This window comes from Lysobacter capsici (assembly GCF_014779555.2).
In the GTDB taxonomy this organism is placed as follows: domain Bacteria; phylum Pseudomonadota; class Gammaproteobacteria; order Xanthomonadales; family Xanthomonadaceae; genus Lysobacter; species Lysobacter capsici.
Genome location: NZ_CP094357.1, coordinates 3,238,673 through 3,265,541 on the forward strand (window position 1 = coordinate 3,238,673; position 26,869 = coordinate 3,265,541).

The 26,869-nt window shown below is 67.8% G+C and carries 21 protein-coding genes; 15 read left to right on the forward strand and 6 right to left on the reverse strand.

Annotation, left to right across the window (positions count from 1 at the left end):
* Nucleotides 1-639 precede the first annotated feature (639 nt).
* The gene (locus tag IEQ11_RS13090; protein ID WP_096414655.1) at nucleotides 640-819 is read right to left on the reverse strand and encodes a hypothetical protein; all 180 of its coding nucleotides are present in this window, start codon (nucleotides 817-819) and stop codon (nucleotides 640-642) included.
* Between the two features lie 563 nt (nucleotides 820-1,382).
* Nucleotides 1,383-2,909 carry an aspartate ammonia-lyase gene (locus tag IEQ11_RS13095; RefSeq protein ID WP_191820712.1) on the reverse strand — a complete coding sequence of 509 codons (1,527 nt, stop codon included), beginning with the start codon at nucleotides 2,907-2,909 and terminating at the stop codon, nucleotides 1,383-1,385.
* A 389-nt stretch (nucleotides 2,910-3,298) separates the two neighbouring features.
* Between IEQ11_RS13095 and purB the strand changes: the two genes are divergently transcribed.
* From purB to IEQ11_RS13110, 3 genes are all read left to right on the forward strand, one after another.
* Nucleotides 3,299-4,675: an adenylosuccinate lyase gene (gene purB, locus IEQ11_RS13100; protein WP_191823918.1), complete on the forward strand. Its 1,377-nt coding sequence runs from the start codon at nucleotides 3,299-3,301 to the stop codon at nucleotides 4,673-4,675.
* Nucleotides 4,676-5,345: 670 nt separating this feature from the next.
* Nucleotides 5,346-6,296 (forward strand): subclass B3 metallo-beta-lactamase, encoded by a 951-nt coding sequence (gene bla / locus IEQ11_RS13105; RefSeq protein ID WP_191822714.1) that lies wholly within the window; start codon nucleotides 5,346-5,348, stop codon nucleotides 6,294-6,296.
* A gap of 68 nt (nucleotides 6,297-6,364) precedes the next feature.
* Nucleotides 6,365-6,763, forward strand: coding sequence for a VOC family protein (locus IEQ11_RS13110; protein WP_191822713.1), 399 nt, complete (start codon nucleotides 6,365-6,367; stop codon nucleotides 6,761-6,763).
* Nucleotides 6,764-6,776: 13 nt separating this feature from the next.
* Here IEQ11_RS13110 and IEQ11_RS13115 read toward each other — a convergent pair whose 3' ends face one another.
* Nucleotides 6,777-7,457 (reverse strand): YoaK family protein, encoded by a 681-nt coding sequence (locus IEQ11_RS13115; protein WP_046656720.1) that lies wholly within the window; start codon nucleotides 7,455-7,457, stop codon nucleotides 6,777-6,779.
* Nucleotides 7,458-7,730: 273 nt separating this feature from the next.
* Between IEQ11_RS13115 and IEQ11_RS13120 the strand changes: the two genes are divergently transcribed.
* From IEQ11_RS13120 to IEQ11_RS13160, 9 genes are all read left to right on the forward strand, one after another.
* Nucleotides 7,731-9,002: a cupin domain-containing protein gene (locus IEQ11_RS13120; protein ID WP_191822712.1), complete on the forward strand. Its 1,272-nt coding sequence runs from the start codon at nucleotides 7,731-7,733 to the stop codon at nucleotides 9,000-9,002.
* Nucleotides 8,999-9,901 carry a GNAT family N-acetyltransferase gene (locus IEQ11_RS13125; RefSeq protein WP_191822711.1) on the forward strand — a complete coding sequence of 301 codons (903 nt, stop codon included), beginning with the start codon at nucleotides 8,999-9,001 and terminating at the stop codon, nucleotides 9,899-9,901. Before IEQ11_RS13120 ends, IEQ11_RS13125 begins: the two co-directional genes overlap by 4 nt.
* Nucleotides 9,902-10,377: 476 nt before the next feature.
* Nucleotides 10,378-13,212: a 2-oxoglutarate dehydrogenase E1 component gene (locus IEQ11_RS13130; protein ID WP_036104223.1), complete on the forward strand. Its 2,835-nt coding sequence runs from the start codon at nucleotides 10,378-10,380 to the stop codon at nucleotides 13,210-13,212.
* Between the two features lie 66 nt (nucleotides 13,213-13,278).
* Complete coding sequence (gene sucB, locus IEQ11_RS13135; RefSeq protein WP_036104227.1) at nucleotides 13,279-14,493, forward strand: dihydrolipoyllysine-residue succinyltransferase; 1,215 nt, start codon at nucleotides 13,279-13,281, stop codon at nucleotides 14,491-14,493.
* A gap of 143 nt (nucleotides 14,494-14,636) precedes the next feature.
* Complete coding sequence (gene lpdA, locus IEQ11_RS13140; protein ID WP_191822710.1) at nucleotides 14,637-16,061, forward strand: dihydrolipoyl dehydrogenase; 1,425 nt, start codon at nucleotides 14,637-14,639, stop codon at nucleotides 16,059-16,061.
* A gap of 139 nt (nucleotides 16,062-16,200) precedes the next feature.
* Complete coding sequence (locus tag IEQ11_RS13145) at nucleotides 16,201-16,794, forward strand: LOG family protein (RefSeq protein ID WP_096414665.1); 594 nt, start codon at nucleotides 16,201-16,203, stop codon at nucleotides 16,792-16,794.
* Nucleotides 16,795-16,942: 148 nt separating this feature from the next.
* Complete coding sequence (locus IEQ11_RS13150) at nucleotides 16,943-17,929, forward strand: hypothetical protein (RefSeq protein ID WP_191822709.1); 987 nt, start codon at nucleotides 16,943-16,945, stop codon at nucleotides 17,927-17,929.
* Between the two features lie 139 nt (nucleotides 17,930-18,068).
* The gene (locus tag IEQ11_RS13155; protein WP_057921758.1) at nucleotides 18,069-19,061 is read left to right on the forward strand and encodes a YhdH/YhfP family quinone oxidoreductase; all 993 of its coding nucleotides are present in this window, start codon (nucleotides 18,069-18,071) and stop codon (nucleotides 19,059-19,061) included.
* Nucleotides 19,062-19,121: 60 nt separating this feature from the next.
* Nucleotides 19,122-19,493 carry a response regulator gene (locus tag IEQ11_RS13160; protein WP_036104242.1) on the forward strand — a complete coding sequence of 124 codons (372 nt, stop codon included), beginning with the start codon at nucleotides 19,122-19,124 and terminating at the stop codon, nucleotides 19,491-19,493.
* A gap of 633 nt (nucleotides 19,494-20,126) precedes the next feature.
* On the opposite strand, the gene IEQ11_RS13165 is transcribed toward IEQ11_RS13160, so the two are convergent.
* Nucleotides 20,127-21,035 (reverse strand): DnaJ C-terminal domain-containing protein, encoded by a 909-nt coding sequence (locus IEQ11_RS13165; RefSeq protein WP_036104424.1) that lies wholly within the window; start codon nucleotides 21,033-21,035, stop codon nucleotides 20,127-20,129.
* Nucleotides 21,036-21,196: 161 nt separating this feature from the next.
* Between IEQ11_RS13165 and IEQ11_RS13170 the strand changes: the two genes are divergently transcribed.
* Both IEQ11_RS13170 and IEQ11_RS13175 read left to right on the forward strand, forming a co-directional pair.
* Complete coding sequence (locus tag IEQ11_RS13170) at nucleotides 21,197-21,673, forward strand: peroxiredoxin (protein WP_191822708.1); 477 nt, start codon at nucleotides 21,197-21,199, stop codon at nucleotides 21,671-21,673.
* A gap of 104 nt (nucleotides 21,674-21,777) precedes the next feature.
* Nucleotides 21,778-22,365 carry a ferritin-like domain-containing protein gene (locus tag IEQ11_RS13175; protein WP_096414668.1) on the forward strand — a complete coding sequence of 196 codons (588 nt, stop codon included), beginning with the start codon at nucleotides 21,778-21,780 and terminating at the stop codon, nucleotides 22,363-22,365.
* 94 nt (nucleotides 22,366-22,459) lie between these two features.
* On the opposite strand, the gene IEQ11_RS13180 is transcribed toward IEQ11_RS13175, so the two are convergent.
* Nucleotides 22,460-23,512: an adenosine deaminase gene (locus IEQ11_RS13180; RefSeq protein WP_247024539.1), complete on the reverse strand. Its 1,053-nt coding sequence runs from the start codon at nucleotides 23,510-23,512 to the stop codon at nucleotides 22,460-22,462.
* A gap of 231 nt (nucleotides 23,513-23,743) precedes the next feature.
* Here IEQ11_RS13180 and IEQ11_RS13185 point away from each other — a divergent pair, with 231 nt between their 5' ends.
* Nucleotides 23,744-24,412: a zinc metalloprotease gene (locus tag IEQ11_RS13185; protein ID WP_191822706.1), complete on the forward strand. Its 669-nt coding sequence runs from the start codon at nucleotides 23,744-23,746 to the stop codon at nucleotides 24,410-24,412.
* Between the two features lie 40 nt (nucleotides 24,413-24,452).
* Here IEQ11_RS13185 and pbpC read toward each other — a convergent pair whose 3' ends face one another.
* The gene (gene pbpC / locus IEQ11_RS13190; RefSeq protein ID WP_191822716.1) at nucleotides 24,453-26,846 is read right to left on the reverse strand and encodes a penicillin-binding protein 1C; all 2,394 of its coding nucleotides are present in this window, start codon (nucleotides 26,844-26,846) and stop codon (nucleotides 24,453-24,455) included.
* Nucleotides 26,847-26,869 lie beyond the last annotated feature (23 nt).

The following is a 26,869-nucleotide window of genomic DNA, read 5'->3' on the forward strand; positions in this document are numbered from 1 at the left end:
CGGTGACATGGTTCGCAGCGATTACGCCACAGCATGCAGTCTGCTTCGCACGCGATCGGCACGACGTTGCGAGTCCTCGCACGATCCTGCCATCAGATGCAGACGCAAACACATCGGACCTGGCTCGCAGACGCGCTCGGCGAGCCCGTCGGGTAAAGGCCGTCGTTCTGTCCGGATGCCTTCTTGAATACTTGGCCCGTGGGCTTGGCTTGCTCGCCACTCCGACTCACGCCGGCCCCGCGACCACGAACCTCTCGTCCGCGCACGGCGCTGCCGGTCGGCGCCCGCAACGCGCGGGGAAAGGCGAATGGAAAACCACGGACGGCATGGAGCCGCTGCTTCGTCGTGATCGAACGAATCGGCAAGCGCCATCGCGCAGCCGATCGAATCGCGACGCATCACGAACGCCCGCCCGAAAGCGCCGCGCGATGCGCACGGCGACGTCAATGCTGAAGGGTGCGCCCGCGACGGGCGACTTGGACGGCCGCAAGGATGGTGTCATCGCAATGCGGGCGTGCTTGGGCTTGCACTTCACCGACACCGCAGACCGAGGGTCTGCGATGGCGGGGCTGTCCGGATCCGCCGGCGGGCGGAACCGGACCCCGGACCAGGCGTGCCCCCCGGCCCGGGACGGGTGGATCAGTGCGCCGGCTTGACGCTGGCGACGGCGGCCTTGGCCGCGTCGGCGGCGACAGGAGCGACCTGGGTGGCCACATCGGCCTTTATGTAATCGCCGATTGGCCTGTCCTGCGGCGCGCAGGCGGCACAGGCGAACAGCGACACGACGGCGGCGTACCGAAAGAAAGTCTTGGACATCATGAGCGAGGCTCCATGGTGATGGCTGACCGGATCGGGGCGATCCGGGGTTCGGGGGAAAACACGTTGCGCGGACGCATCCGGCGGCTCGAGCAACGATGCACATAAAACCGCAAACATAACCCTGGCATTACGGACCGATTACCGCTCAATAACCGCCCATCGCTGCCCGGCGTTCGCGGACTTGCCCGGCGGCCTGGGCCGCCGTATTCGCGATAAACCCACACAACGCGGGCCTGTCGCGAAATCCGTCACGCGCGGGAAAGACACCGGAACCCGAAAATCCCGTCGCGCGCTGCCTGCTTTCGCACGCCGCGCCGCCGCTTTCCCGCCGCAGCGGGAGATTATCGCGCACTAACGCGCGAATATCCCCGAACACGCCCCGAGCATATCCAAGCGCCAGCGCCTGAAAACCCCACCTCGGTCGCGAAACTAAATCCTGGAACAATTCGATCCAGCGCGGCCGCGGGCCGCGCCTTCCCCAAGGCTCGGCCGCGACGACGACATCCGCTGCAGACTCTAATCACACTCTGACATGAATTGAAGCAGGCGACGTTCACCCAGGCTCAACCGCCCCCGCCACCGCCGCCACCGGCCTGGATGCCGCCGCGGGTCAGCCGGGCCGGATCGAGCAGGCGGCGCAGCTGTTTCTCCGGCAGCCCGGTGACCTCGATCGCCACCTCCAGCACCGGCCGACCTTCCTTATAGGCCTGTTTGGCGATCGCCGCGGCCTTCTCGTAACCGATCAGCGGATTGAGCGCGGTGACCAGGATCGGATTGCGGTCGAGCGCCTCGCGCACATGCGCCTCGCGCGCGCGCAACCCGGCGATCGCGCTGTCGGCGAGCAGACGCATGGCGTTGCCGAGCAGACGGATCGAATCGAGCAGGTCGTAGGCGATCAGCGGCAGCATCACGTTGAGCTGGAAATTGCCGCTCTGCCCGGCCACGGTGATCGCTGCGTGGTGACCGATCACCTGCGCGCAGACCATCGCCATCGCCTCGGGAATCACCGGATTGACCTTGCCGGGCATGATCGAACTGCCCGGCTGCAGCGCCGGCAGTTCGATCTCGCCCAGGCCGGCCAGCGGGCCGGAATTCATCCAGCGCAGGTCGTTGGCGATCTTGGTCAGGGCCACCGCCAGGGCGCTGAGCTGGCCGGACAGTTCGACCGCATCGTCCTGCGCGGCCAGGCCTTCGAACTTGTTCGCCGCCGATTCGAAGCGGGTGCTGGTCGCGGCCGACAGCGCCTTGGCCATGGCCTTGCCGAACCGCGGGTCGGCGTTGATGCCGGTGCCGATCGCGGTGCCGCCGATCGGCAGCCGGCGCAGGCGCTTGAGGCTGTCTTCGATGCGCGCCTGCGCGGAATCGAGCTGCGCGGCCCAGGTGTCGAACTCCTGGCCGAACGTCAGCGGCATGGCGTCCATGAGATGGGTGCGGCCGGTCTTGGTCGTACCCGCCAGTTCTTTCGCCCGCTTGCCGATGGTCTTGCGCAGATGCGCCAGCGCCGGCAGCAGGGATTCGACCACCGCCAACTGCGCCGACACCCGGATCGTGGTCGGAATCACGTCGTTCGAGCTCTGGCCCAGGTTGACGTGATCGTTCGGATGGATCGCGTGCTTGCCCGCGCGCGAGGCCAGGGTCGCGATGACCTCGTTGGCGTTCATGTTGCTCGAGGTGCCCGAGCCGGTCTGATAGACGTCGATCGGGAAATGCGCATCGAAGCGGCCGTCGGCGACCTGCGCCGCGGCCGCGCCGATGGCCTTGGCCACGCCGGCGTCGAGCAGGCCGAGCCCGCCGTTGACCTGGGCCGCAGCGGCCTTGACCAGCGCCAGCGCGCGGATGAATTCGCGCGGCATCGGCACGCCGGAGATCGGGAAGTTCTGCACCGCGCGCTGGGTCTGCGCGCCCCACAAGGCATCGCTAGGGACGCTGAGCTCGCCCATGCTGTCGTGTTCGCGGCGGAAACCGGGCGTGGCCGTGGCTTGCGCGGGTTTGCCGGATCTGCCGGATGCCGGCTTGGTCCGGGGCTCGACCGAGGTCGGAGCCGAGTTCCTGGCGGATTTCTGCGCCGAATTGCGGGATTTAGTCGCCATTGCCAACTCCATTAAGTCGTGGGGTGACGCTGAGTCGTGGGGGACGCGCGACCCATGGGCCATGCGTCGCATCGAGTGGTCGGGGACGCGGCGGTGCTCCGCAACAGCGAAGACCGCGCCGTGCTGGCATTACGACTGCGCTGGCGGGCGTCATGATCGCCGCGACCGCGAGGCGCGTCGAGTGCGCGCGGGTATTTCGCCCGATCCGGTGAGGTCCCAATCGCGCGAAGCTTCCTGTAGGAGCGGCGCGAGCCGCGACTGCGGGGCCTCATGTTCGCGCCGCAAACTGGTGACCCCGCGGTCGCGGCTCGCGCCGCTCCTACAGGGGCGCCCGGCACGCCGCGGGGCCTGGGGTAGAATGGCGGACTGTTTCCCGTCCTGCGTGTGCCATGTCCGCCGACCCCCAGACCGCTTTGCTCGCCCTGTCCCCGCTCGATGGCCGCTACGCCGGCAAGGTCGATGCGCTGCGGCCGATCTTTTCCGAATTCGGCCTGATCAAGGCCCGCGTCAAGGTCGAGGTCGAGTGGCTGCTGGCGCTGGCCAACGAGCCGGGCATCGTCGAGCTCAAGCCGTTCTCCGAGGCCGCCGCGGCGCGTCTGCGCGCGCTGGCCGACGGCTTGTCGGTCGAGGACGCGGCGCGGGTCAAGGAGATCGAGCGCACCACCAACCACGACGTCAAGGCGGTCGAGTACCTGATCAAGGAGCGGCTCAAGGACGACGCCGAGCTGGGCCCGGCGCTGGAGTTCGTGCATTTCGCCTGCACCAGCGAGGACATCAACAACCTCAGCTACGCGCTGATGCTCAACCAGGCCCGCCAGCACGTGCTGCTGCCGCGGCTGGACGAACTGATCCAGGCCCTGCGCGCTATGGCCCACGCCCACGCCGCGCTGCCGATGCTGTCGCGCACCCACGGCCAGACCGCGTCGCCGACCACGGTCGGCAAGGAACTGGCCAACGTGGTCGCGCGCCTGCAACGCCAGGGCGAGACCCTGGCCGGCGCGCAGATGCCGGGCAAGATCAACGGCGCGGTCGGCAACTACAACGCCCACGTTTCGGCTTATCCCGATATCGACTGGCCGGTGTTCTGCGAGCGTTTCGTCGCCTCGCTGGGCCTGGATTGGCAGCCCTACACCACCCAGATCGAACCGCACGACGGCATCGCCGAGCTGTGCGACGCGCAGCGCCGGATCGATACGATCTGCATCGACCTGTGCCGCGACGTGTGGGGCTATATCTCGCTGGGGTATTTCAAGCAGGCGGTCAAGGCCGGCGAAATCGGCAGCTCGACCATGCCGCACAAGGTCAACCCGATCGACTTCGAAAACGCCGAAGGCAATTTCGGCATCGCCAACGCGCTGTTCGAGCACTTCGCCGCCAAGCTGCCGATCAGCCGCTGGCAGCGCGATCTGACCGATTCGACCGTGCTGCGCGCGCTCGGCACCGCGTTCGGCCACGCCCTGATCGGCGTCGACGCGCTGATGCGCGGCCTGGGCAAGCTCAGCGTCAATCCCGAACGCCTGGCCGCCGACCTCGACGCGTCCTGGGAAGTGCTGGCCGAAGCGGTGCAAACGGTGATGCGTCGCCACGGTCTGCCGAATCCGTACGAACAGCTCAAGGCGCTGACCCGCGGCCAGGGCATCAACCAAGCCTCGATGCGCGAGTTCATCGCCTCGCTGGAGTTGCCGGCCGACGACAAGCAGCGTTTGCTGGCGATGACCCCGGGCAGCTACACCGGTTTGGCCGAGCGGTTGGCGCGCGAGATCTGATTCGGCCCAGGCATCCCACCGTTGCTCTTCGCAGGTACGTACCTACCTGTAGGAGCGGCGCAAGCCGCGACCGCCAATACCCAACTACGCCGAAACTTGCGCCGTAGCCGCATTACCGCGGTCGCGGCTCGCGCCGCTCCTACAGTCGCTCCGGCGGGGCTACGTTTCCTCCTGTAGGAGCGGCGTAAGCCGCGACCGCGAATACCCAACTACGCCGAAACTTGCGCCGTAGCCGCATTACCGCGGTCGCGGCTCACGCCGCTCCTACAGTCGCTCCGACGGGGCTACGTTTCCTCCTGTAGGAGCGGCGCGAGCCGCGACCGCGAACATTCAACTACGGCGAAACCCGCGTCGTGACCGCATTGCCGCGGTCGCGGCTCACGCCGCTTCTACAGTCGCTCCGACGGGGCTACGTTTCCTCCTGTAGGAGCGGCGCGAGCCGCGACCGCGAACACTCAACTACGGCGAAATTCGCATCGTGACCGCGAATACCCAACCGCGCCGAAACTTAGGTCGCGGCCGCATTGCCGCGATCGCGGCTCACACCGCTCCTGCAATCGCCAGGACGCGGAAGCAAAAATCCAGCTTGCTGTTGCCACAATTTCTTTTTGCTTCGCGCTGCATCCGAATCGGAGATAGTGATCGCCACTGTCCTGCAAGGGTTTCGCACATGCGTTTTCGTACCGGCGTGTTGGCCGTTTCGCTCGTTTCATCGCTGCTCGCGGCCTGCGCGAGCGCGCCGCACGCCGACAAGACCCGCATCGCGACGGTCGTTCTGCCCGCGCCCTGCTCCGCCGATCCGAGCTGGGACGAGCCGACCGCGCCGCGCCACATTTACGCCAACACCTGGTATGTAGGCACCTGCGCGATCAGCGCGATCCTGATCACCTCCGACGCCGGTCACGTCCTCATCGACGGCGTTACCGACAAGGCCGCGCCGCGGATCGAGGCCAACATCCGCGCGCTAGGTTTCGAACCGGAGGACGTGCGTTACATCGTCAGTTCGCACGAACACCTCGATCACGTCGGCGGGATCGCCCGCCTGCAACGCGACACCGGCGCGAGCGTGGTCGCGCGCGAACCCGCCGCGACCGCGCTGGAACGCGGCCACAGCGATCGCAGCGATCCGCAGTTCCTGAGCGTGGCGAAGTTTCCGCCGGTCGCTTCGGTGCAACGCATCGGCGACGGCGAGACCCTGCGCGTCGGGCCGCTCGTGCTGACCGCTCACGCCACGCCGGGCCACACCGCCGGCGGCACCAGTTGGACCTGGTCCTCGTGCGACGGCGCGGTCTGCCGCGCCATGATCTACGCCGACAGCGTCACCCCGTTCTCCGACAAGGTCTATCGCTACAGCGAAAACGCCGGCATGGTCGCGGCCTTCCGCAACAGCCTGACGACCATCGCCGAGTTGCCCTGCGACATCCTGTTGACGCCGCATCCCAGCGCAAGCCGATTGCTCGAACGCCTGGACCCGGCCTCCGGCGTCGCCCTAGCCGACACCAATGCTTGCCGCGCCTACGCCGCGACCGGCACCGAGAAACTCGACGCGCGCCTCGCCAAGGAACGGGCCGGCCGGGCCGGCAACGTGCCGAGTCACGAGAAGCCCGCGCCCAGTCATTGAAACGCGTCGCCACGCCGCCTTAGCGCGGCCCGCGCGACACTCCTGTCTTGATCCTCCGGAGCGTGACGATGCAGCAGCTGATCAATATCGACGTCCCCGACCTCGACGCGGCGATGCGTTTCTACACCCAGGCCTTCGGCTTGCACGTCGGGCGCAGACTGGGCGCGGAGGTGATCGAACTGCTCGGCGGACAGGCGCCGATCTATCTGTTGCGCAAACCCGAGGGCTCGGCCGCCGCGGGCGACGACGTCCGCCGCTACGCGCGGCATTGGTCGCCGCTGCATCTGGATGTGGTGGTCGACGACCTCGACGCGGCCTTGCGCAGCGCATTGACCGCCGGCGCGCGCCAAGAAGGCGCGATCCGCGGCGCGAACTGGGGCCGGATCGTGCAGATCGCCGATCCGTTCGGCCACGGTTGGTGCCTGCTGCAGTTTTTGGGACGCGGCTACGACGAGATCGCCGACTGAGCGCGTCCCAAGCTCACCCGCCTTGCACGGGCCTGCGCAACGCCCAGTGCCGGTAAAGCGCATACGACACCCCGGTGATCCCGGTCAGCATCGCCGGGACATACAAGGCCCGGTAGCTCCACGCCTGAAACAACACCGCGCCGATCGCGCCGCCGGCCAGGAAGCCGCAGATCACCACCAGGCACAGCCACACCCGTCGCGTGCCGACCGGCAGCCCGCGCAGCCAATGGCCCAGCGCGACGCCGACGTCGGTGAACAAACCGGTCAAATGGGTGGTGCGGATCAGCGCGCCGCTGTAGGTCGTGGCCATCGCATTCTGCAGGCCGCAGGCGACCGCGGCGAGCATCACCCCCGCATGCACGTCGCGCTCCATCAGCGGCACCGCCGCGAACAGACAGGCCGCCTCCACCGCCAGCACCACGCCATAGCGACGACCCAGCTTCAAGGTGCTGTCCTGGATGATCAGGCCGCTGAGCACCGCGCCGAACACGAACGACAACGCGACCAGGACCAGATCCAACGCCACCCGGCCCTGGCCGTGAGCGAGCGCGACCCCGAGCAAGGTCGTGGTGCCGGTCAGATGCGTGACCGCCTGGTGCTCATAGCCGAGATAACCGATGGCATTGATCATGCCGGCGATCGCGGCCAGGCAGGCCGTGCCGATCCAGACCCACCGCGGCAGTACGATTCCCATTGCGTCCCCCTGGTCCTCGTCAGTTTAGCCGCCACGGTCGGCGCTCGAACTTCGGGCCGCGCCTTCGCTGCGGCTCGATCGCATCGACTCGGGCCAAGTCCAGCAGCCCAAGCCGGCCCGCAAAGGCCGGACAGCGGCGAATTCCGATCACCGCGCACACCTATAAAGCGGGCCGAACCGACCGGTTCGGTGACGCACGCGCCGCACCCGGCATCGTCACATCGGCGACAATGCCGTTATCCGCGCGAACCGAGCGCGATCCGATCTGTAGCCATGGCCAAGAAACCCGTCGCAAGCCCCGCCCGCCGCCAGACCGCCGCTCCGGCGATCGAGGTCGACGCGGCCGCCCATCCGCCGCTGGGCATGAGCCCGGCCGTGTTCCTGCGCGATTACTGGCAAAAGCGCCCGCTGCTGATCCGCAACGCCTTCCCCGGCCTGCAGTCGCCGATCCAGCCCGAGGACCTAGCCGGCCTGGCCTGCGAGGAAGGCGTGCTGGCGCGGGTGATCGAGCACGATCGCGAGCGCGATGTGTATTCGCTGCGACATGGGCCGTTCGAGGAAGCCTTTTTCCCCGGCCTGCCGGGACAGGACTGGACGCTGCTGGTGCAGGACGTCGACAAGTGGGACGCCGACGTCGCCGCGCTGCTGCCGGCGTTCGCTTTCCTGCCGCGCTGGCGCATCGACGACATCATGGTCTCGTTCGCCGCGCCGGGCGGCTCGGTCGGCGCGCATGTCGACCAGTACGACGTGTTCCTGCTGCAGGCCCAGGGCCACCGGCGCTGGCAGATCGACGCGCGGCCCGATGCGCCGCAGGACTTCCGCCCCGACGCCGACCTCAAGCTGCTGCGCGAATTCGACCCCAGCCACGACTGGGTGCTCGGCCCCGGAGACATGCTGTACCTGCCGCCGGGCGTGCCGCACCACGGCGTCGCGCAGGACGCCTGCCTGACCTTCTCGGTCGGCATGCGCGCGCCCTCGGCCGCCGAGCTGATGGGCGATTACATCGACACCCTGGCCGGCGAAGCCGACGACAGCCTGCGCTATCGCGACCCGGATCTGAGCCCGCCGCGCGATCCCAACGAGATCGACGCGACCGCGATGGGCCGGGTGGTCGAGGCCTTGAACGCGATGCGCATGAACGACCCCGACCGCCTCGGCGACTGGTTCGGCCGTTTCATCACCGTGTACCGCGCCGCCGGCGAGGTCACCGCGGGCGGCGATGAGCCGCGCTCGCGGATCGAGATCGAATGGGACCTGGAACGCGGCGCCTCGCTGTGGCGGCATCCGTGGTCGCGGATGGCCTGGCGCAAGGCGCATGCCAAGGGCCAGGCCGCGCGGCTGTACGTCAGCGGCCAGGAATTCGCCCTGCCCGCGCGCGACGCCCAGGCCATCGCCGCGGCGGTCGAGATCGATGCCGAAGCCTATTCGGCGCTGTCCGAGACCGGCCGCGCCTGCGTGCAGGAACTGATCGCCGGCGGCCATTACCGTCTCGGCCTGGACGATGACGGCGACGACGACGGCGAGGACGCGGGAGACGGCGAATGAGCGCGGGGTTCCAGGTCGTCGCGGTGCTCGATTACGCCGCCGCCTTGCCGGCGCTGAGGCAGGTGCGCGAGACCGTGTTCGTGCAGGAACAAAATGTCCCGGCCGAACTGGAACTCGACGCCCACGACCCGCTGTGCCAGCACGTATTGGCATTCGCCGACGACGGCACGCCGATCGGCACCGGCCGGCTGACCCCGGACCGGCGCATCGGCCGCATGGCCGTGCTCGCCCCGTGGCGCGGCCGCGGCGTCGGCGAGGCCTTGCTCACGGCGCTGCTGCAACGGGCCGGCGAGCTGGGCTGGCGCGAAATCACCCTGCACGCGCAATTGCCGGCGCAGCGGCTCTACGCGCGTCACGGTTTTCTGCCGTACGGCGAGCGCTTCTTCGAGGCCGGGATCGAACACCGATCGATGCGCCTGCTGCTGGGCGCGGCCAACCCGGTCGAGACCCGCGACGCGGCCCTGGCGGCCATGCTCGGAGTGATCGCCGGCGCCCGCCGCGGCCTGTCGATCTACAGCCGCGAACTCGACCCGGGCCTGCTCGACCGCACCGATGTCACCACCGCGCTGCGCCGGTTCGCCACCGGCGGCGGCGTGACCCGCATCGTGCTGCACGACCCGGCCGCGCCGCAGCGCGCCTTGGCGCCGTTGATCGGCCTGGCCCAGCGCCTGCCCAGCGCGTTCGCGTTCCGCGCGATCGAGGAGCCGGTCGACCAGACCTACGCCTCGGCCTATGCGGTCAACGACCGCGACGGCTGGTACTACCGCACCCTGGGCAATCGTTTCGACGGCGAGACCCGGCTCGACGGCGGCCCGCGCGCGCGCCAGCTGCGCGCCCACTTCGATCCGGTGTGGGAACGCGCGCGGCCGTGCAGCGAGTACCGGGCGCTGGGAATCTGAAGACCCGAAGCCAGCGAACCTCAGCCCCTGCGCATGCGCAAGGTGCCCGGAACAGACAGGGCCACCTTGGCGAAAACGGCCTCAACCTCGACGGGCCATGTCGCTCGGCGCGCGGCCACGGCATCGCGGACCGGCCCGTGTCGAGGAAAGGCCACCTGCAGAAAACCTCCGCGGCCTGGTCGAGAGATATCGTTTTCATCGACATGCCCTGGGGCTCGCGGACCTGCCCGCCCCACCCTTGGCGCTTGAAACGCCGCGGCCCCGACCCAAGACCTGAGCGGCATTGCCGGAACGGTCCGAATCGCGCTTATCGACCCCGCGATCGACGAAATCGAACCGAATCGGCCACTTAGACGTAAGTAGTTATGCCGCTGGGCTTAACACTACCGCTATAATTCTCAGCCTTGTCCGCGCCCAGCGCCTCCGTGCGCCCGCGCGACGCCACTTCCGCCCCCAAGAGTTTCCCGATAGCCATCGTGGACAGCCTCCTCAAGCAGTTTTCGCAATCCTCGCAACTCGGCGCCAACGCCGCCTTCATCGAAGACCTGTACGAGCAGTACCTGGTCGATCCCGACAGCGTCGGGGCCAAGTGGAAAAGCTACTTCGACGGCTTCAAGGGCCGCGAAGCCGGCGATGTTCCGCATTCGGCCGCGATCGAGAGCATCGCCCAGGCCGGCAAAGCCGCCGCCCGCGGCGCGATCGCCTCCCCGGCCGGCGGACCCAGCGGCAGCGACGAGCGCGAACGCGCCGTCGGCAAGGTCATCACCGCCTACCGTTCGCGCGGCCACCTGGCCGCCGACATCGACCCGCTGGGCCTGCTGGTCAAGCCCGACGCGCCGGACCTGGCGCTGGGCTTCCACCGTCTGTCCGAGAGCGATCAGTCGGTCGAATTCTCGACCGGCGGCGTGGCCGGCCAGGAGCGGATGAAGCTCGGCGACCTGCTGACCCTGCTCAAGGCCACCTACACCGGCCCGATCGGCGCGGAGTTCATGCACATCGCCGACGCCGAACAGCGCCGCTGGATGTACGAGCGCCTGGAAACCGCGGCCGGCAAGTACGGCCGCAGCGTCGAGGACAAGAAGCGCATCCTCGAGCGGCTGACCGCCGCCGACGGCCTGGAGCGTTACCTGGGCACCAAGTACGTCGGCCAGAAGCGCTTCTCGCTGGAAGGCGGCGACGCGCTGATCCCGCTGATGGACGTGACCATCCGCCGCGCCGGCGAACAGGGCGTGCAGGACGTGGTGATCGGCATGGCCCACCGCGGCCGCCTCAACGTCCTGGTCAACACCCTGGGCAAGCCGCCGCGCAAGCTGTTCGACGAGTTCGAAGGCAAGTTCGAGCACGACGAGCACGCCCACACCGGCGACGTGAAGTACCACATGGGCTTCAGCGCCGACGTCGCCACTCCCGGCGGCCCGGTCCACCTGGCGCTGGCGTTCAACCCCTCGCACCTTGAAATCGTCAACCCGGTGGTCGCCGGCAGCGTGCGTTCGCGCCAGACCCGCCGCGGCGACAAGGGCCGCGCCCAGGTGTTGCCGATCCTGCTGCACGGCGACGCCGCGTTCGCCGGTCAAGGCGTGGGCATGGAGCTGTTCCAGATGTCGCAGGCGCGCGGCTTCGCCGTCGGCGGCACCGTGCACGTGGTCATCAACAACCAGGTCGGCTTCACCACCAGCGAGCGCCAGGACGCCCGGTCCACGCTGTACTGCACCGACGTGGCCAAGATGGTCGGCGCGCCGATCCTGCACGTGAACTCCGATCACCCCGAAGCGGTGGTGTTCTGCGCCGAGCTGGCGCTGGACTTCCGTCAGCGCTTCGGCCGCGACGTGGTCATCGACCTGGTCTGCTACCGCCGCCACGGCCATAACGAGGCCGACGAGCCGGCCGCGACCCAGCCGCTGATGTACCAGGTGATCCGCAAGCACAAGACCCCGCGCGAGCTCTACGCCGAACAGCTGGTCGGCGAAGGCACGCTCAAGGCCGAGGACGCGCAGGCGCTGGTCGACCAGTACCGCGACAAGCTCGACGCCGGCGCGGTCACCACCGAGCTGGTCGAGGTCAAGCCCGACGAATTCACCATCGACTGGTCCAAGTACCTGTCGGGCAAGCTCAGCGATCCGGTCGACACCACCTTCGATCGCGCCAAGCTCGACGCGCTCGCGACCCAGATCAACGCGGTCGCCGACACCGTCAAGCTGCACCCGCGCGTGGCCAAGATCTACGAAGACCGCCGCAAGATGGCCGCGGGCGAACTGCCCGGCGACTGGGGCTTCGCCGAGAACCTGGCCTACGCCAGCCTGATCAGCGAAGGCTACAAGCTGCGCCTGGTCGGCCAGGACAGCGGCCGCGGCACCTTCTTCCACCGTCATGCGATCCAGCACGAGCAGACCAGCGACGAGTACATCCTGCCGCTGCGCCAGCTGGTCAAGAACCCGTCCGACGTGACCATCATCGACTCGCTGCTCAGCGAGGAAGCGGTGATGGCGTTCGAATACGGCTACTCGACCGCCGATCCCATGACCCTGGACATCTGGGAAGCGCAGTTCGGCGATTTCGCCAACGGTGCCCAGGTCGTGATCGACCAGTTCCTGTCCTCCGGCGAAGCCAAGTGGGGCCGTCTGTGCGGCCTGGTGCTGCTGTTGCCGCACGGCTACGAAGGCCAGGGCCCCGAGCACAGCTCGGCGCGCCTGGAGCGCTTCCTGCAGCTGTGCGCGCTGGAGAACATGCTGGTCTGCGTGCCGACCACGCCGGCCCAGGCCTATCACATGATCCGCCGGCAGATGCGCATGAGCACGCGCAAGCCGCTGGTGGTGATGACGCCCAAGTCGCTGCTGCGCCACAAACTCGCGGTGTCGAGCCTGGACGAACTGGCCGACGGCGAGTTCCAGCATCTGATCCCGGACGCCGCGGCCAACGTCAAGAAGGTCAAGCGCGTGGTGCTGTGCTCGGGCAAGGTCTATTACGACCTGTACGAGCAGGCGCAGAAGGACGGGCTGAACGACGTGGCGATCGTGCGCATCGAACAGCTGTATCCGTTCCCGCGCGAAGCCCTCGCCGCCGAGCTCAAGCGTTTCGGCGCGGCCGCGGACGTGGTGTGGTGTCAGGAAGAACCGCAGAACCAGGGCGCCTGGTACCAGATCCGCCACCACCTGACCGCCTGCCTGGGGCCGAAGCAAGCGCTGCACTACGCCGGACGCGCGCGTTCGCCGTCGCCGGCCGCCGGTCACCTGGCCGACCACATCGCCGAGCAGACCAAGCTGGTCGCCGACGCGCTGGTCAATTCGCTGCACGGAGAATCCAGCGCCGAATAAGGCGCTGGTGCTCCGACGACCCCAATTACGCATACCCACTTACAAGCACTCCAGGATGCCTGCCCCATGAGCACCGAGATCAAAGTCCCCGTTCTGCCCGAGTCGGTCTCCGACGCCACCATTGCCACCTGGCATAAGAAAGTCGGCGATGCGGTCAAGCGCGACGAGAACCTGGTCGACCTGGAAACCGACAAGGTCGTGCTCGAGGTGCCCTCGCCGGTCGACGGCGTGCTCAAGGAAATCAAGTTCGAGGAAGGCTCGACCGTGACCAGCTCGCAGCTGATCGCGATCGTCGAGGCCGGCGCCGCCGCCAGCGCGCCCGCCGCCGAAGCCGCGCCGGCCGCGGCCAAGGTCGACGCGACCCCGGCCGCCGGCGCGCAGCCGATCACGCCCAAGGCCGAAGCGCCGAAGGCCGCCGCCGCGAGCGCCAACGACCAGCTGCCCCCGGGCGCGCGCTTCACCGCGAACAAGGAAGGCATCGACGCGGCGCAGGTCGAAGGCACCGGCCGCAAGGGCGCGGTGACCAAGGAAGACATCCTCAATTACGCCAAGAACGGCGGCGTCGGCAACGCCGCCGGCGCGCGTCCGGAAGAGCGCGTGCCGATGACCCGCATGCGCGCGCGCATCGCCGAGCGCCTGATGCAGTCGAAGAACTCGATCGCGATGCTGACCTCGTTCAACGAAGTCAACCTCGGCAAGGTCATGGCGATGCGCAAGGAACTGGGCGAGTCGTTCGAGAAGGCCAACGGCGTCAAGCTGGGCTTCATGAGCTTCTTCGCCAAGGCCGCGGCCAACGCGCTGCAGCGTCACCCGGTGGTCAACGCCTCGGTCGACGGCAACGACGTGGTCTATCACGGCTATGCCGACATCTCGATCGCGGTGTCGACCGAGAAGGGCCTGGTCACGCCGGTGTTGCGCAATGTCGAGCGCATGGGCTTCGCCGACGTCGAGAAGGCCATCGGCGATTACGCCAAGAAGGCGCGCGACGGCAAGTTGGCGCTGGAAGACCTGCAGGGCGGCACCTTCACCATCACCAACGGCGGCACCTTCGGCTCGCTGATGTCGACCCCGATCGTCAACCCGCCGCAGTCGGCCATCCTGGGCATGCACGCGATCAAGGAACGCGCGATCGTCGAGAACGGCGCCGTGGTCGCCGCGCCGATGATGTACATCGCGCTGAGCTACGACCACCGCATCATCGACGGCAAGGACGCGGTGCTGTTCCTGGTCGATATCAAGAACCAGCTCGAGAACCCGCATCGCATGCTGCTCGGCATGTAATGCAACGAGCCCCTCTCCCGCTTGCGGGAGAGGGGTTGGGGTGAGGGCCTTCCGCAGCAGCGACGCCCTCCCCGCCCCCTCATCCGCCCTTCGGGCACCTTCTCCCGTAAACGGGAGAAGGGAAAAGGAATAAGGAATATCAGATGTCTGAGCAATTCGACGTAGTCGTCATCGGCGCCGGCCCCGCCGGCTATCACGCCGCCATCCGCGCCGCCCAGCTCGGTCTGAAGACCGCCTGCATCGACGCGGCGCTCGGCAAGGACGGCAAGCCCGCGCTCGGCGGCACCTGCCTGCGCGTGGGCTGCATCCCGTCCAAGGCGCTGCTCGACAGCTCGCGCCAGTTCTGGAACCTGCAGCATCTGTTCGGCGAACACGGCATCAGCGCCGACAACGCCAAGATCGACGTCGCCACCATGGTCGGTCGCAAGGACAAGATCGTGAAGCAGTTCACCGGCGGCATCGCGATGCTGTTCAAGGCGAACAAGATCACCCCGTACTACGGCTTCGGCGTGCTGCACCCGGGCAACATCGTCAAGGTCAAGCAGCACGACGGTTCTGAGGTCGAGCTCAAGGGCACCAACGTCATCATCGCCGCCGGTTCGGATTCGATCGAACTGCCGTTCGCCAAGTTCGACGGCGACAAGATCGTCGACAACGTCGGCGCGCTGGACTTCACCGAAGTGCCCAAGCGCCTGGGCGTGATCGGCGCCGGCGTGATCGGCCTGGAACTGGGCAGCGTGTGGAAGCGCCTGGGCTCGGAAGTCACCATCCTCGAAGCCCTGCCCGACTTCCTCGCCGCCGCCGATGCCGAGGTCGCCAAGACCGCGGCCAAGGAATTCAAGAAGCAGGGCCTGGACATCAAGCTCGGCGCGAAGGTCAGCAAGGCCGACATCCAGAAGGACGGCGTGCACCTGACCTACAACGACGGCAAGTCCGATCAGGAACTGGTGGTCGACAAGCTGCTCGTCGCGGTCGGCCGTCGCGCCGCCTCGAAGGGCCTGCTCGCCGAAGGCACCGGCGTCAAGCTCAACGAGCGCGGCCAGATCGAAGTCGACGAGCATTGCCACACCGGCGTCGACGGCGTGTGGGCGATCGGCGACTGCGTGCGCGGGCCGATGCTGGCGCACAAGGGCTTCGAGGAAGGCATCGCGGTCGCCGAACTCATCGCCGGCCTGCCGGGCCACGTCAACCTCGACACCGTGCCGTGGGTGATCTACACCGAGCCGGAAATCGCCTGGGTCGGCAAGACCGAGCAGCAGCTCAAGGCCGAGAACATCCCGTACAAGACCGGCAGCTTCCCGTTCGCGGCGATCGGCCGCGCGGTGGCGATGGGCGAGCCGGCCGGCTTCGTCAAGGTCATCGCCCACGCCGAGACCGATCGCGTGCTGGGCCTGCATCTGGTCGGCGTCGGCGTGTCCGAACTCGTGCACGAAGGCGTGCTGACCATGGAGTTCAACGGCTCCGCCGACGACCTCGCCCGCATCTGCCACGCTCACCCGACCCTGTCGGAAGCGATCCACGACGCGGCGATGGCGGTCGACAAGCGCGCGATTCATAAGGCGAATTAAGCCGGGAATCGGGAATGGAGAATCGGGAATCGGAAGAGCGCAACGCGCCCGTCCGGTTCCCGATTCGCTTTTTGGGCCTCCCGAAACCCGTGTTTGCCGTTCCGATTCCCTATTCCCCATTCCCGATTCCCGCCCCCCCATGAAAAGCATCTGCATCTACTGCGGCTCCAACGCCGGCGCCAAGCCGATCTATACCGAACGCGCGATGGCGCTCGGCCATCGCCTGGCCAAGGACGGCATCGCCCTGGTTTACGGCGGCGGCAACGTCGGCCTGATGGGCGTGGTCGCCGATGCCGTGCTCGAGGGCGGCGGCGAGGTGATCGGGGTGATCCCCGAGCAACTGGTCAACTGGGAAGTCGCCCATCGCGGCCTGAGCAAGCTCGAAATCGTCGGTTCGATGCACGAGCGCAAGGCGCGCATGTTCGACCTGGCCGACGGTTTCGTCGCCCTGCCCGGCGGCTTCGGCACGCTCGACGAAATGTTCGAGATGCTGACCTGGCGCCAGCTCGGCATCGGCAACAAGCCGTGCGCGTTTCTCGACATCGACGGCTTTTATGCGCCGCTGATGGCGATGCTCGACCGCATGGTCGCCGAACGCTTCGTGCATGCCGACCAGCGCAACGACCTGTGGCACGGCGACGACATCGACGCGATGCTCGGCTGGATGCAGGGCTACACCCCGGCCGCGGCCTCGAAGTGGATGGACGAGAAGCGCCGCAAGGCCTTGCGCTGACGCCACGACCGCGCCGGCGGCGTTCGCGCGCCGTCGGTGCGGATGCGTTCGTTGCATGAGCGCGCAGCCCCGCGCCTTGGCGATCGGCGCCCTCGGCAACGCGCCGGGCGACCCCGTATAGTCGGCCAACCCCAGAAAGGATTCGAGGATGGCCCTGACCACCCGCCGCGGATTGCTGGCCGCCTGGCTGATCCTGGCGTTGCTGCCGACCGCCTCGCGCGCGGCCGAGCCGACTAAGCCGGCCGCGCGCAGCGGCGATTGCGACCTGGCCAAGGAACTGCCCGCCGATGCCGACGCGCGCAGCCGCCGCATCGCCTGCGACATCCCGCTCAAGTACCAGAGCGACGTGCTGATCGCCGAGAACGTCGGCAGCCTGATCCGCCGCCACGACATGGCCGCGTGGCTGACCAGCGACGAATTGCTCAAGATCGGCGCGCTGAAGGATTTCCCCGGCTCGCCGAAGGGCTGGCTGACCGACGACCGGGGCGACCGCGTCGACGTGAACTATTTCAGTCAGGACGGCGACACACTGATCTCGTTCGCGCAATCCAGCCTGCACATGCAGCCGTTCGGCGTGCGCGACACCAAGCGTCTGGACCCGCCGCGCCCGGCCAATCCGCGCGAACAAAAATTGATGGCCGCGCAGACCCTGGCGCGCACGCAGAAGCCGCTGTACTGCAGCGACACCCCGCCCAACCTCGTGGTGTTCGACGTCGAGGAAGACCACAAGCCGCAGATCTTCGTGTTCATGATGCCGCCGTGGCAGGACGACGACGTGCCGATGGGCGGCTACACCATGTTCCGCATGGACCAAAGCGGCGAACGCATCCTCGATCACTACGAACAGACCCGCAGTTGCCTCAACTACGACGGCAAGCAGCTGAAGAAGGCGCAGGCGTTCTACGTCAGCCACCTGACCTCGGCCGCGCCGACCATGTTCCACGTGTTCATGAGCCTGCAATATCGCAAGCCGCTGATCGTGTTCACCACCCAGAACCAGTTGCTGTGGAAGGTCGAACTCGGCCGCATCCAGTTGCTCGACAGCGACGACAAGGAATTCAAGCGCGCCCGGAAATGGTCCAAGCGGATCAAGTCCGAGCGCGAGGTGGTGCCTACTTCCAGTGATATTGGTTGAGGTGAGGCGGGAATCGGGAATCGGGAATCGTAAAGAGCAAAGCACGCATCCAGGCTTTTACGATTCCCGACTCCCCATTCCCGATTCCCGGCCCCAAACCCTCAGCTATCATCGCGCCGTACACCACGAGCCCGCGCCGATGACCATTCCCAGCAGCTTCAACGCCTTCCGCATCCACAACGACGCCAGCGGCTACCGCAGCGGTATCGAGCAGGTCACGCTGGACGATCTCGCGCCGGGCGAGGTGGTGATCAAGACCGCGTTCTCGTCGGTCAATTTCAAGGACGCGCTGGCCGGCACCGGCGAGGGCAAGATCCTGCGCCGGTTTCCGCTGGTCGGCGGCATCGACGTCGCCGGGCACGTGGTCGCCTCGCGCGATGCGGGCTTCAAGGAGGGCGATGCGGTCCTGGTGACCGGTTGCGGCCTCAGCGAGACCCGCGACGGCGGCTACGGCGAATACGCGCGCCTGCAGGCGCAGTGGGTGATCCCGCTGCCGGCCGGCCTGAGCCTGCGCGAGAGCATGATCCTCGGCACCGCCGGCTTCACCGCCGCGCTCGCGCTGCATCGGCTGCTCGACAACCGGCAGACGCCCGAACACGGCCCGCTCGCGGTCACCGGCGCCACCGGCGGCGTGGGCTCGCTGGCGCTGGACATCTTCAGCCGCGCCGGTTTCGAAGTGCATGCGATCAGCGGCAAGGCCGATCAGGCCGAGTACCTGCGCTCGATCGGCGCCAGCCAGGTGCTCGACCGCGACGCGCTGGCGACCGCGCGACCGATGGAATCGGTGCGCTTCGGCGGCGGCCTGGACAACGTCGGCGGGCCGATGCTGGCCAGCCTGCTCGCGCAGACCGCGCCCTACGGCAACGTCGCCACCGCCGGACTGGCCGCCAGCGCGGAACTGGACAGCACGGTCATGCCGTTCATCATCCGCGGCGTGTCCCTGCTCGGGATCGCCTCGGCCGGGACCGCGCGCGACATCCGCGACAGCGTCTGGCAGCGCCTGGGCAGCGACTGGAAACCCGCGCACTTGGAGCGGATCTGCACCCGCGAGGTCGGTTTGGCACAGTTGCCGCAGGTCTTTGGTGGCATGCTGGCAGGCGGTTCGGTGGGCCGAACCCTGGTCGTGATCTAGTTGGCATTGCAGCCGCGCGCCGCGTCGCTACAATCGGCCGCAGATCCTTGGGGGAAACACATGGCGCGTATTTTGATCGTCGACGATTCGCCGTCCCAGTTGATGGGCATCCGTCGCATCGTCGAGAAATTGGGGCACGAAGCACTGACCGCGGAAGACGGCGCCGCCGGCGTCGAGGCGGCCAAGCGCGAGCTGCCCGACATGATCCTGATGGACGTGGTCATGCCGAACCTCAACGGCTTCCAGGCCACCCGCTCGATCTGCCGCGAGGCGACGACCAAGCACATCCCGATCGTGCTGGTCACGACCAAGGACCAGGACACCGACCGCGTCTGGGGCATGCGCCAGGGCGCCAAGGCCTACATCACCAAGCCGTTCAGCGAGACCGACCTGTCCGAGATCATCGGCCAGTTGCTGCCCTCGGCCGGCTGAACGGGCGGCGCGGGCGATCCGCGCGGTTTCGGGTAGACACGATCCCGGCTTCGGCCGGGATTATTTTTGGCTGGTCGTGCGCGCCGCCCGACTGTTTTGGCTGGCGTCGGCCGGTTCCGTGCGGCGCTGGGCGCGCCCGCGGGGACGCAATGCACCTGCGCATACCTGAGACTTTCCGGCTCGCGGCGCCCACCTGCCGGCATCACGAGACTATCGGGCTCGCGTCGCATGCAGCTGTTGCCTCCGCGCGACTACCCGCCTGCAACGCGCCCGCCTTCCGTCATCCCCGCGAAGGTGGGGGGCCAGAGACTTCAGAGTTCTGTCGCGGTGAAGCCCTGGATTCCCGCGTTCGCGGGAATGACGGCTTGAAGTGTCGCTGGATATTTGGCTTGCGCCAAAGTAAAGCGGAGCCCGTGTTTACGGGAATGACGGCAAAGAGTTACGGCGCGAATCAACGAAGTAAATCACGCAGGAATCAGTCGCAGAAGTCAGAGCCGTCGCGACCGACACCACGACGACGAAGCCCTAACGATCAACCGCGCATCGCCACGCCAGCGCGCACCATCGCCTTACCCGCGCGCGCCTCACTCCTCGCGACTCACTTCTCACTCCTCAGGACTCACTCCTCACAACTCACTCCCGCCGCCAATCCTCCCCAAACGCCACCCGCATCGTCTCGTACGCCTCATGCTGCGCATCGGTCTGCGGCCGCGGCGCCAGCACTTCGAGTTCGACGATCTGGTCGCCCGCCGGGGTGCCCGGCAGGCCGCGACCGCGCAGGCGCAATTTGCGGCCGGCTTCGGAATTGGCGGGAATCTTCAGGTCGACCGGCCCGCCCAGGGTCGGCACGCTGATCGTCGCGCCCAGCGCCGCTTCCCACGGCGCCAGCGGCAACACGTGGATCACGTTGCGGCCGTCGACTTCGAACTGCGGATGCGCGGCGTATTCGATTTCCAGCAACAGATCGCCGTGCGTGCCCTGCCCCGCGAGCCGGATCAGCTGACCCGGGCGGATGCCCTTGGGCACGCGCACGTCCAGGGTCTTGTTGTTAACCGAAATGCGGACGCTGCCGCCTTCGTGGACCAGTTCCAGCGAGATCGCCAGCTTGGCGCGGGTGTCGCCGCGCGGCGGCGCCGGACGCGCGCCGGCGTTGCCGCCGAAGCCGCCACCGGCCGAGCGCCCGCGACCGAACAGATTCTCGAAGAAATCGCTGAAGCCGCCGCCCGCGCCGCCACCGGCGAAGATTTCCTCGAAATCCGGATTGCCGCCGCCATAGCCGCCGCCGAAGCCGCCCGGCGGCGCCTGCACTTCGTCGCCCGGCCGATAACCGCGCGCGCGCAGTTGATCGTAGGCGGTGCGCTTTTGCGGATCGCGCAAGGCCTCGTAGGCTTCGTTGACCGCCTTGAATTTTTCTTCCGCGCCGGCCTCCTTGCTGACGTCGGGATGGTACTTGCGCGCAAGCCGGCGATACGCCGTCTTGATCTCGGCTTCGCCCGCGCTGGGCTCCAGGCCCAAAGTTTCGTAGTAATCCTTGAACTGCATCGATCGCTCCGGCGGCGTCGCGCGGCCGCGGCGCTGTCCGCCCAGCCCGCCTTGACGCATCATTAACCCGACAGCATGGCGACTATGACCGCGATTTCAAGTCGTTGACGCGGTGTTTAGACCCGCCTGCCTAGACTCGCACCCACTATCAGGAGAACCCCATGAGCATCCAGGTCGGCGAACGCCTGCCCGAAGTCGTACTCAAGCGCATCAACCAGGGCATCGAATCGGTCGACACCCGGGCCCTGTTCGGCGGCCGCAAGGCGGTGCTGTTCGCGGTGCCCGGCGCCTTCACCCCGACCTGCTCGGAAAAGCACCTGCCCGGTTTCGTCCAGCATTTCGAGGACTTCCGCGCCAAGGGCATCGAAGTGGCCTGCCTGGCGGTCAACGACCCGTTCGTGATGCAGGCCTGGGCGCAGAGCCAGCACGTGCCCGACGGCATGATCATGCTGTCCGACGGCAACGGCGACCTGACCCGCGCGCTCGGCCTGGAACTCGACGCCAGCGCCTACGGCATGGGCTCCCGCGCCAAGCGCTTCGCGCTGTACGCCGACGACGGTGTGGTCCAGCAACTGCACGTCGAGGAACCCGGCGAATACCGCGTGTCCTCGGCCGAGTACATGCTCGAACAGGTCTGATCGCCACGACCGCCGCGGGCCCGAATGCATCCGGGCCCGCGTTCTTCCCGCCCACCACGCCAGCCTGAGGTTCCCTGCCCTTCCCCCGACTGCCAGGAGACGTCATGTCCGCCAAGCCCGTCAGCAAGCTATCGACGCACAAACCCGCCGCGAAACCGTCGGCCTTCGTGACCGATATCGCCGCCATCCGCGCCCGCGCCCGCAAGCACATCGAGGACGGCGCGATCACCGACAGCTACACCGCCGATCGCGAAGCGGTGATCCGGCTGCTCAACGAGGCCCTGGCGACCGAGATCGTCTGCGTGCTGCGCTACAAGCGCCACTACTTCATGGCCAGTGGGCTGATGGCCGACGCGGTCAAGTCCGAATTCCTCGAGCACGCCAACGAAGAACAGGCGCATGCCGACCTGATCGCCGAACGCATCGTGCAACTCGGCGGCGAACCCGACCTCAATCCCGACGTGCTGTCCAAGCGCTCGCACGCCGAATACGTCGAGGGCAGCGACCTGCGCGACATGGTCAAGGAGGATCTGGTCGCCGAACGCATCGCGATCGACAGCTACCGCGAGATCATCAACTTCATCGGCGACAAGGACACCACCACCAAGCGCATGATGGAGAGCATCCTGGCGCAGGAAGAAGAACACGCCGACGAACTGGCCGACATGCTCGACGGCTGGACCGGCCGCTGAGCGACGCGTCCAGGTTCCGCAAAAAACAACCCCGCCGAACGCGGGGTTGTTTGTTTGCGCGGATAGCTCGCCCGGCGCGAAGCGCGCTTGCCGGTCAGAACGTGGCGAACACCTGATCGAGCCGGTCCATGTAGGCGCGCTTGGCCGAGGCGTCGATGAAGCTGCCCTCGAAGCTGTTGGCCGCGAGTTGCCACGCCTGCCGCGCGCCCAGGCCGGTGGCGGCGAAGGTCTCGGTGAAGTTCTGGTTGACGTAACCGCCGAAATACGCCGGATCGTCGGAATTGACCGTGGCGACCAAACCCGCGTCGAGCAAGGCGCCGAGGTTGTGCTGAGCCAGGTCCGGGAACACGCACAGTTTCAGGTTCGACAGCGGGCATACCGTCAGCGGGATGCGGTCCTGGGCCAGACGCTGCATCAGCGCCGGGTCCTTGACGCTCTGCACGCCGTGATCGATGCGCTCGACCTTGAGCACGTCGAGCGCGCTCCACACATAGGCCGGCGGCCCCTCTTCGCCGGCGTGCGCGACCAGGCGCAGGCCCAGTTCGCGGCAGCGCGCGAACACTTGCGCGAATTTCTCCGGCGGATGGCCCAGTTCGCTCGAATCCAGGCCCACGCCGATGAACTTGTCGCGAAATGGCAGCGCCTGTTCCAGCGTTTCGAACGCCTCGCGCTCGCTGAGATGGCGCAGGAAGCACAGGATCAGCAGCGCGCTCACGCCCAGCTGCGCCTGCGCGTCGACGCAGGCGCGATGCAGGCCGTTGATCACCGTCTCGACCGCCACGCCGCGCGCGGTGTGGGTCTGCGGATCGAAGAACATCTCGGTGTGCACGACGTTGTCGGCGGCGGCGCGCTGCAGATAGGCCCAGGCCATGTCGTAGAAGTCCTGCTCGGTAAGCAGCACGCTGGCGCCGGCGTAGTAGATGTCGAGAAAGCTTTGCAGATTGCTGAAGGCGTAGGCCTTGCGCAGCGCTTCGACATCGGCGTACGGCACGCTGACGCCGTTGCGCCGGGCCAGGGCGAAGATCAGCTCGGGTTCCAGCGAGCCTTCGATATGCATGTGCAGCTCGGCCTTGGGCATGCGGCGCAGCAGCTCGGGCAGACGCTGCGCGTCGATGCGGCCGAAGTCGTGGGTAGTGCGGGTGGCCACTGGATTCTCCGTGTCGGCGCTTGGTGTGGTGCGAATCGGACGAAAAGCGCCCGGTTCCGGCATTGCGGCCGCCATTGTCGCAGGCCGGGCCGTCTGGTGTGGGCGATGTATAGCATTGCGCGCGGCCCGATGCAGCCCGCCCCGCGTGATGCGTCGCCGCGCCTGCGACAGCAGTCGCAAGCGCGCGTTACCATGCCGCGGTGAACCCGACTCCATCGCTTGTGAACGCCGATGCCGACCGATCGTAGCGAACCGACCTTGTTCCGCCTGTTCGGCGCGCCGGTGAGCTTTCACTGGTCGGTGCTGCTGATCGTGTTGCTGGCGCTGTTGTTCAGTCGCGATCCGGCCACGGTGATGAGCGGCATCGCGGCCTACCTGTCGCTGATCGTCGCCCACGAGGCCGGCCACGCCTGGGTCGCGCGGCATAACCGGCTGCGGGTGCACGCGCTGCGGATTTTTCCGCTGCACGGCGTGTGCAACTACGAAACCGCGCGCACGCCCGGCCAGGAGATCGCGGTCGCCTGGGGCGGTGTCGGCGCGCAGATGCTGTTGTTCGCGCTGGCGATCGCCTTGTCGCTGCTGAGCCCGCACTTGCCCGAACCGCTGCGCTCGCCGCTGGGCGCGGCCGTGCTGGTGTGGGGGCCGATGAACCTGTTGAACGCGATTCTCAACCTGCTGCCGATCGCGCCGCTGGACGGTCGCACCGCCTGGGGCGTGCTGCCATGGGCATTGCAGCGCTTGCGCCGCGAACGCGCGGATCACAAGCGGCCGGCGACCTCGGTGAAACCCGCGCCATCGACAAACGCGTCGTCAAAAAATGCGTCGTCGAACAAGCCAATGTCGAGCAGCGGTTCCGGCGATAAAGTCGTGTCGCTGGACGAACGACGCAAACAGCGCTGAGTCGAGCCGTATAGCGCGCAGTCGCCACGGCGATCGCCGCTCACCGCAATACCCGGAACCTGATCCGCGACCACGCCCCGGTATCGGCCAAGGCGGTCAAGGTGTGATCGCCGACTTCGCCGAAATCGTGATCGAAGCGCGCGCGTCCCTGCGATTCGCCGATCAGCCGGCCATCGAGCAGCCAGCGCACCCGTGCGTCGCTGCCGAGCGCGCGCAGCGACAACCGCAGCGGCGTGGCGTTGCCCGGCGCGCGCGCCAGGGTGGCCAGATCGTCGATGCCTTCGATGCGCAGCTCTTCGATCGCGTCGCGGCCGTCGTCGATGCAGTCGGGCGACAACGCCGGCAGGCGCGCGGCCTTGCGCGTATCCGCCGCGAGCCAGGGCGACGCCAACGCCGGCCAGCGCGCCAGTTCCAGGGCCTTGCGCTCATGCGGCTTGGCGCAATCGGCCGACAGCCGCAAGCCGCTGCGCGCATCGACCTCGTAGCGCTCGATCCCCGCATTCCACAGCCGCGCGTCGCGCTCGGCCAGGGTCGGCGGCACCGAACCGTCCAGGGTCCAGGCTTGCATGCGCCGATGGCATAGCTGCGGCGCGTTCGGGTCCGGCGGCAGGCCCAGCGGCCAGCACACTTCGATCTGTTCGACGTTGGCCGGCTGCGGCCGCGGCGTCGCGTCGCCGCGCTGGCGCGGCAGGCTGTCGATCACTTCGAACAGCAACGGCAGCGCGGTCACCGCGCCGTACTGGCCTGGCAGCGGCGTGCCGTCGGGCCGGCCGACCCACACACCGACCGTGTAACGCCGCGTGCTGCCCAAGGCCCAGGCATCGCGGAAACCGTAACTCGTGCCGGTCTTCCAGGCCACGCGCGGGCGGCCGCTCGCATCGAGCGTCTGCTCGACGCTGCCCGGGCGCGGATTGGCTTCGAGAATTTCGCGCACGATCCAGGCCGCGCCCGGCGACAACAGCCGTCGCTCCAGCACCGGCGCGTCGGGTTGATAGCGCACGCGCCCGGCGACGCCATCGCGATTGAACGCCGCATACGCGCCGACCAGATCTTCCAGTCGCGCGCCGGTGCCGCCGAGGATCATCGCCAGATTCGGCTGCGCGCCGCGCGGCCATTGCAGGTCGATGCCGGCATGGGCCAGCCGCGCCGAGAACCGCACCGGGCCGACCCGATCGAGCAGATCCACCGCGGGCACGTTGAGCGACAGGCGCAGCGCGGTCGCCGCGCCGACCGGTCCGTTGAACGCGGCATCGAAATTGCCCGGCCGGTAGCCGTGGAAGGATTGCGGCGCATCCACGAACAGGCTTTCCGAATGGATCAGCCCGTCGTCGAGCGCGAGCCCGTAAAGAAACGGTTTTAGCGTCGAACCCGGCGAACGCCAGGCCTGGACCATGTCGACATGGCCCAGGCGCGCGGCGTCGCCGAAGGTCACCGAGCCCACATAAGCGCGCGCTTCCAGACTGGCGTTGTCGACAACAAGCAGCGCCGCGGAAGTGCGTTCGGGCAAGCTGGAAAAATACGCCGCGACCCGATCTTCCAGGGTGCGTTGCAACGGCAGGTCGATGGTCGACAGCACCCGCGCCGCCTTGGGATTGGCGAAGCGCAACCGCTGCGCGAGCAAGGGCGCGTAGCGCGGCGGTTGCAGCGAGCGCGCGACCACCGGTTCGACCCGCGCATCCTCGACCTGCGCGCGCGACCACACGCCCAGCGCGGCCATGCGCGCGAGCACCTTGTCGCGGGCCACGCGCGCGCGTTCGGGTTCGCGATCCGGACGCAGCCGGCTCGGCGATTGCGGCAGCACCGTCAGCAACGCCGCTTCGGCATGCGACAGACGCGAGGACGGCTTGCCCAGATAGGCCCAGCTCGCCGCTTCCACGCCTTCGACGGTGCCGCCGAACGGCGCGCGGTTGAGATACAGGGCGAGGATCTGCGGTTTGCTCAGATGCACTTCGAGTTGCAATGCGCGCAGCATCTGCCGCGATTTCGACCACAAGCTGCGCCGGTTCTGCCCGGGCTGCGCATCGAGGATGCGCGCGACCTGCATGGTCAGGGTCGATCCGCCCGACACCACCCGCCCGCTGCGCAGCCATTGCCCGGCCGCGCGCAGCATCGCCACCGGGTTGATGCCCGGGTGCTTCCAGAACCAGCGGTCTTCGTAATTCAGCAGCGCCTGCAGATACAGCGGCGAGACCTTGGCCGCATCGACCGGATACCGCCACACGCCGTCGCGATCGGCGAACGCGCGCAGCGGCGTGCCGTCGCGCGCGACCATCACCGCGCCGGCGTCGCGCGGTTTCGGCAAGGGCAAGAGAAACGCCAGATCCAGCAGCATCGCCGCGGTCGCCAGCAGCAACAGCGCGAGCAGGGCTTTCAGGCCGCGGCGGCGCCAACGCGGCCCGGCCGCCGCCGCGGGCGCGGCATGGCGCGCGGCCATGGCGGCGTCAGGCGATGGGGAGG

Coding starts and splice junctions, on each gene's coding strand:
- IEQ11_RS13090 (WP_096414655.1), bottom strand. CDS start 819: ATGATGTCCAAGACTTTCTTTCGGTACGCCGCCGTCGTGTCGCTGTTC.
- IEQ11_RS13095 (WP_191820712.1), bottom strand. CDS start 2,909: ATGGCGACTAAATCCCGCAATTCGGCGCAGAAATCCGCCAGGAACTCG.
- purB (WP_191823918.1), top strand. CDS start 3,299: ATGTCCGCCGACCCCCAGACCGCTTTGCTCGCCCTGTCCCCGCTCGAT.
- bla (WP_191822714.1), top strand. CDS start 5,346: ATGCGTTTTCGTACCGGCGTGTTGGCCGTTTCGCTCGTTTCATCGCTG.
- IEQ11_RS13110 (WP_191822713.1), top strand. CDS start 6,365: ATGCAGCAGCTGATCAATATCGACGTCCCCGACCTCGACGCGGCGATG.
- IEQ11_RS13115 (WP_046656720.1), bottom strand. CDS start 7,457: ATGGGAATCGTACTGCCGCGGTGGGTCTGGATCGGCACGGCCTGCCTG.
- IEQ11_RS13120 (WP_191822712.1), top strand. CDS start 7,731: ATGGCCAAGAAACCCGTCGCAAGCCCCGCCCGCCGCCAGACCGCCGCT.
- IEQ11_RS13125 (WP_191822711.1), top strand. CDS start 8,999: ATGAGCGCGGGGTTCCAGGTCGTCGCGGTGCTCGATTACGCCGCCGCC.
- sucB (WP_036104227.1), top strand. CDS start 13,279: ATGAGCACCGAGATCAAAGTCCCCGTTCTGCCCGAGTCGGTCTCCGAC.
- lpdA (WP_191822710.1), top strand. CDS start 14,637: ATGTCTGAGCAATTCGACGTAGTCGTCATCGGCGCCGGCCCCGCCGGC.
- IEQ11_RS13145 (WP_096414665.1), top strand. CDS start 16,201: ATGAAAAGCATCTGCATCTACTGCGGCTCCAACGCCGGCGCCAAGCCG.
- IEQ11_RS13150 (WP_191822709.1), top strand. CDS start 16,943: ATGGCCCTGACCACCCGCCGCGGATTGCTGGCCGCCTGGCTGATCCTG.
- IEQ11_RS13155 (WP_057921758.1), top strand. CDS start 18,069: ATGACCATTCCCAGCAGCTTCAACGCCTTCCGCATCCACAACGACGCC.
- IEQ11_RS13160 (WP_036104242.1), top strand. CDS start 19,122: ATGGCGCGTATTTTGATCGTCGACGATTCGCCGTCCCAGTTGATGGGC.
- IEQ11_RS13165 (WP_036104424.1), bottom strand. CDS start 21,035: ATGCAGTTCAAGGATTACTACGAAACTTTGGGCCTGGAGCCCAGCGCG.
- IEQ11_RS13170 (WP_191822708.1), top strand. CDS start 21,197: ATGAGCATCCAGGTCGGCGAACGCCTGCCCGAAGTCGTACTCAAGCGC.
- IEQ11_RS13175 (WP_096414668.1), top strand. CDS start 21,778: ATGTCCGCCAAGCCCGTCAGCAAGCTATCGACGCACAAACCCGCCGCG.
- IEQ11_RS13185 (WP_191822706.1), top strand. CDS start 23,744: ATGCCGACCGATCGTAGCGAACCGACCTTGTTCCGCCTGTTCGGCGCG.
- pbpC (WP_191822716.1), bottom strand. CDS start 26,846: ATGGCCGCGCGCCATGCCGCGCCCGCGGCGGCGGCCGGGCCGCGTTGG.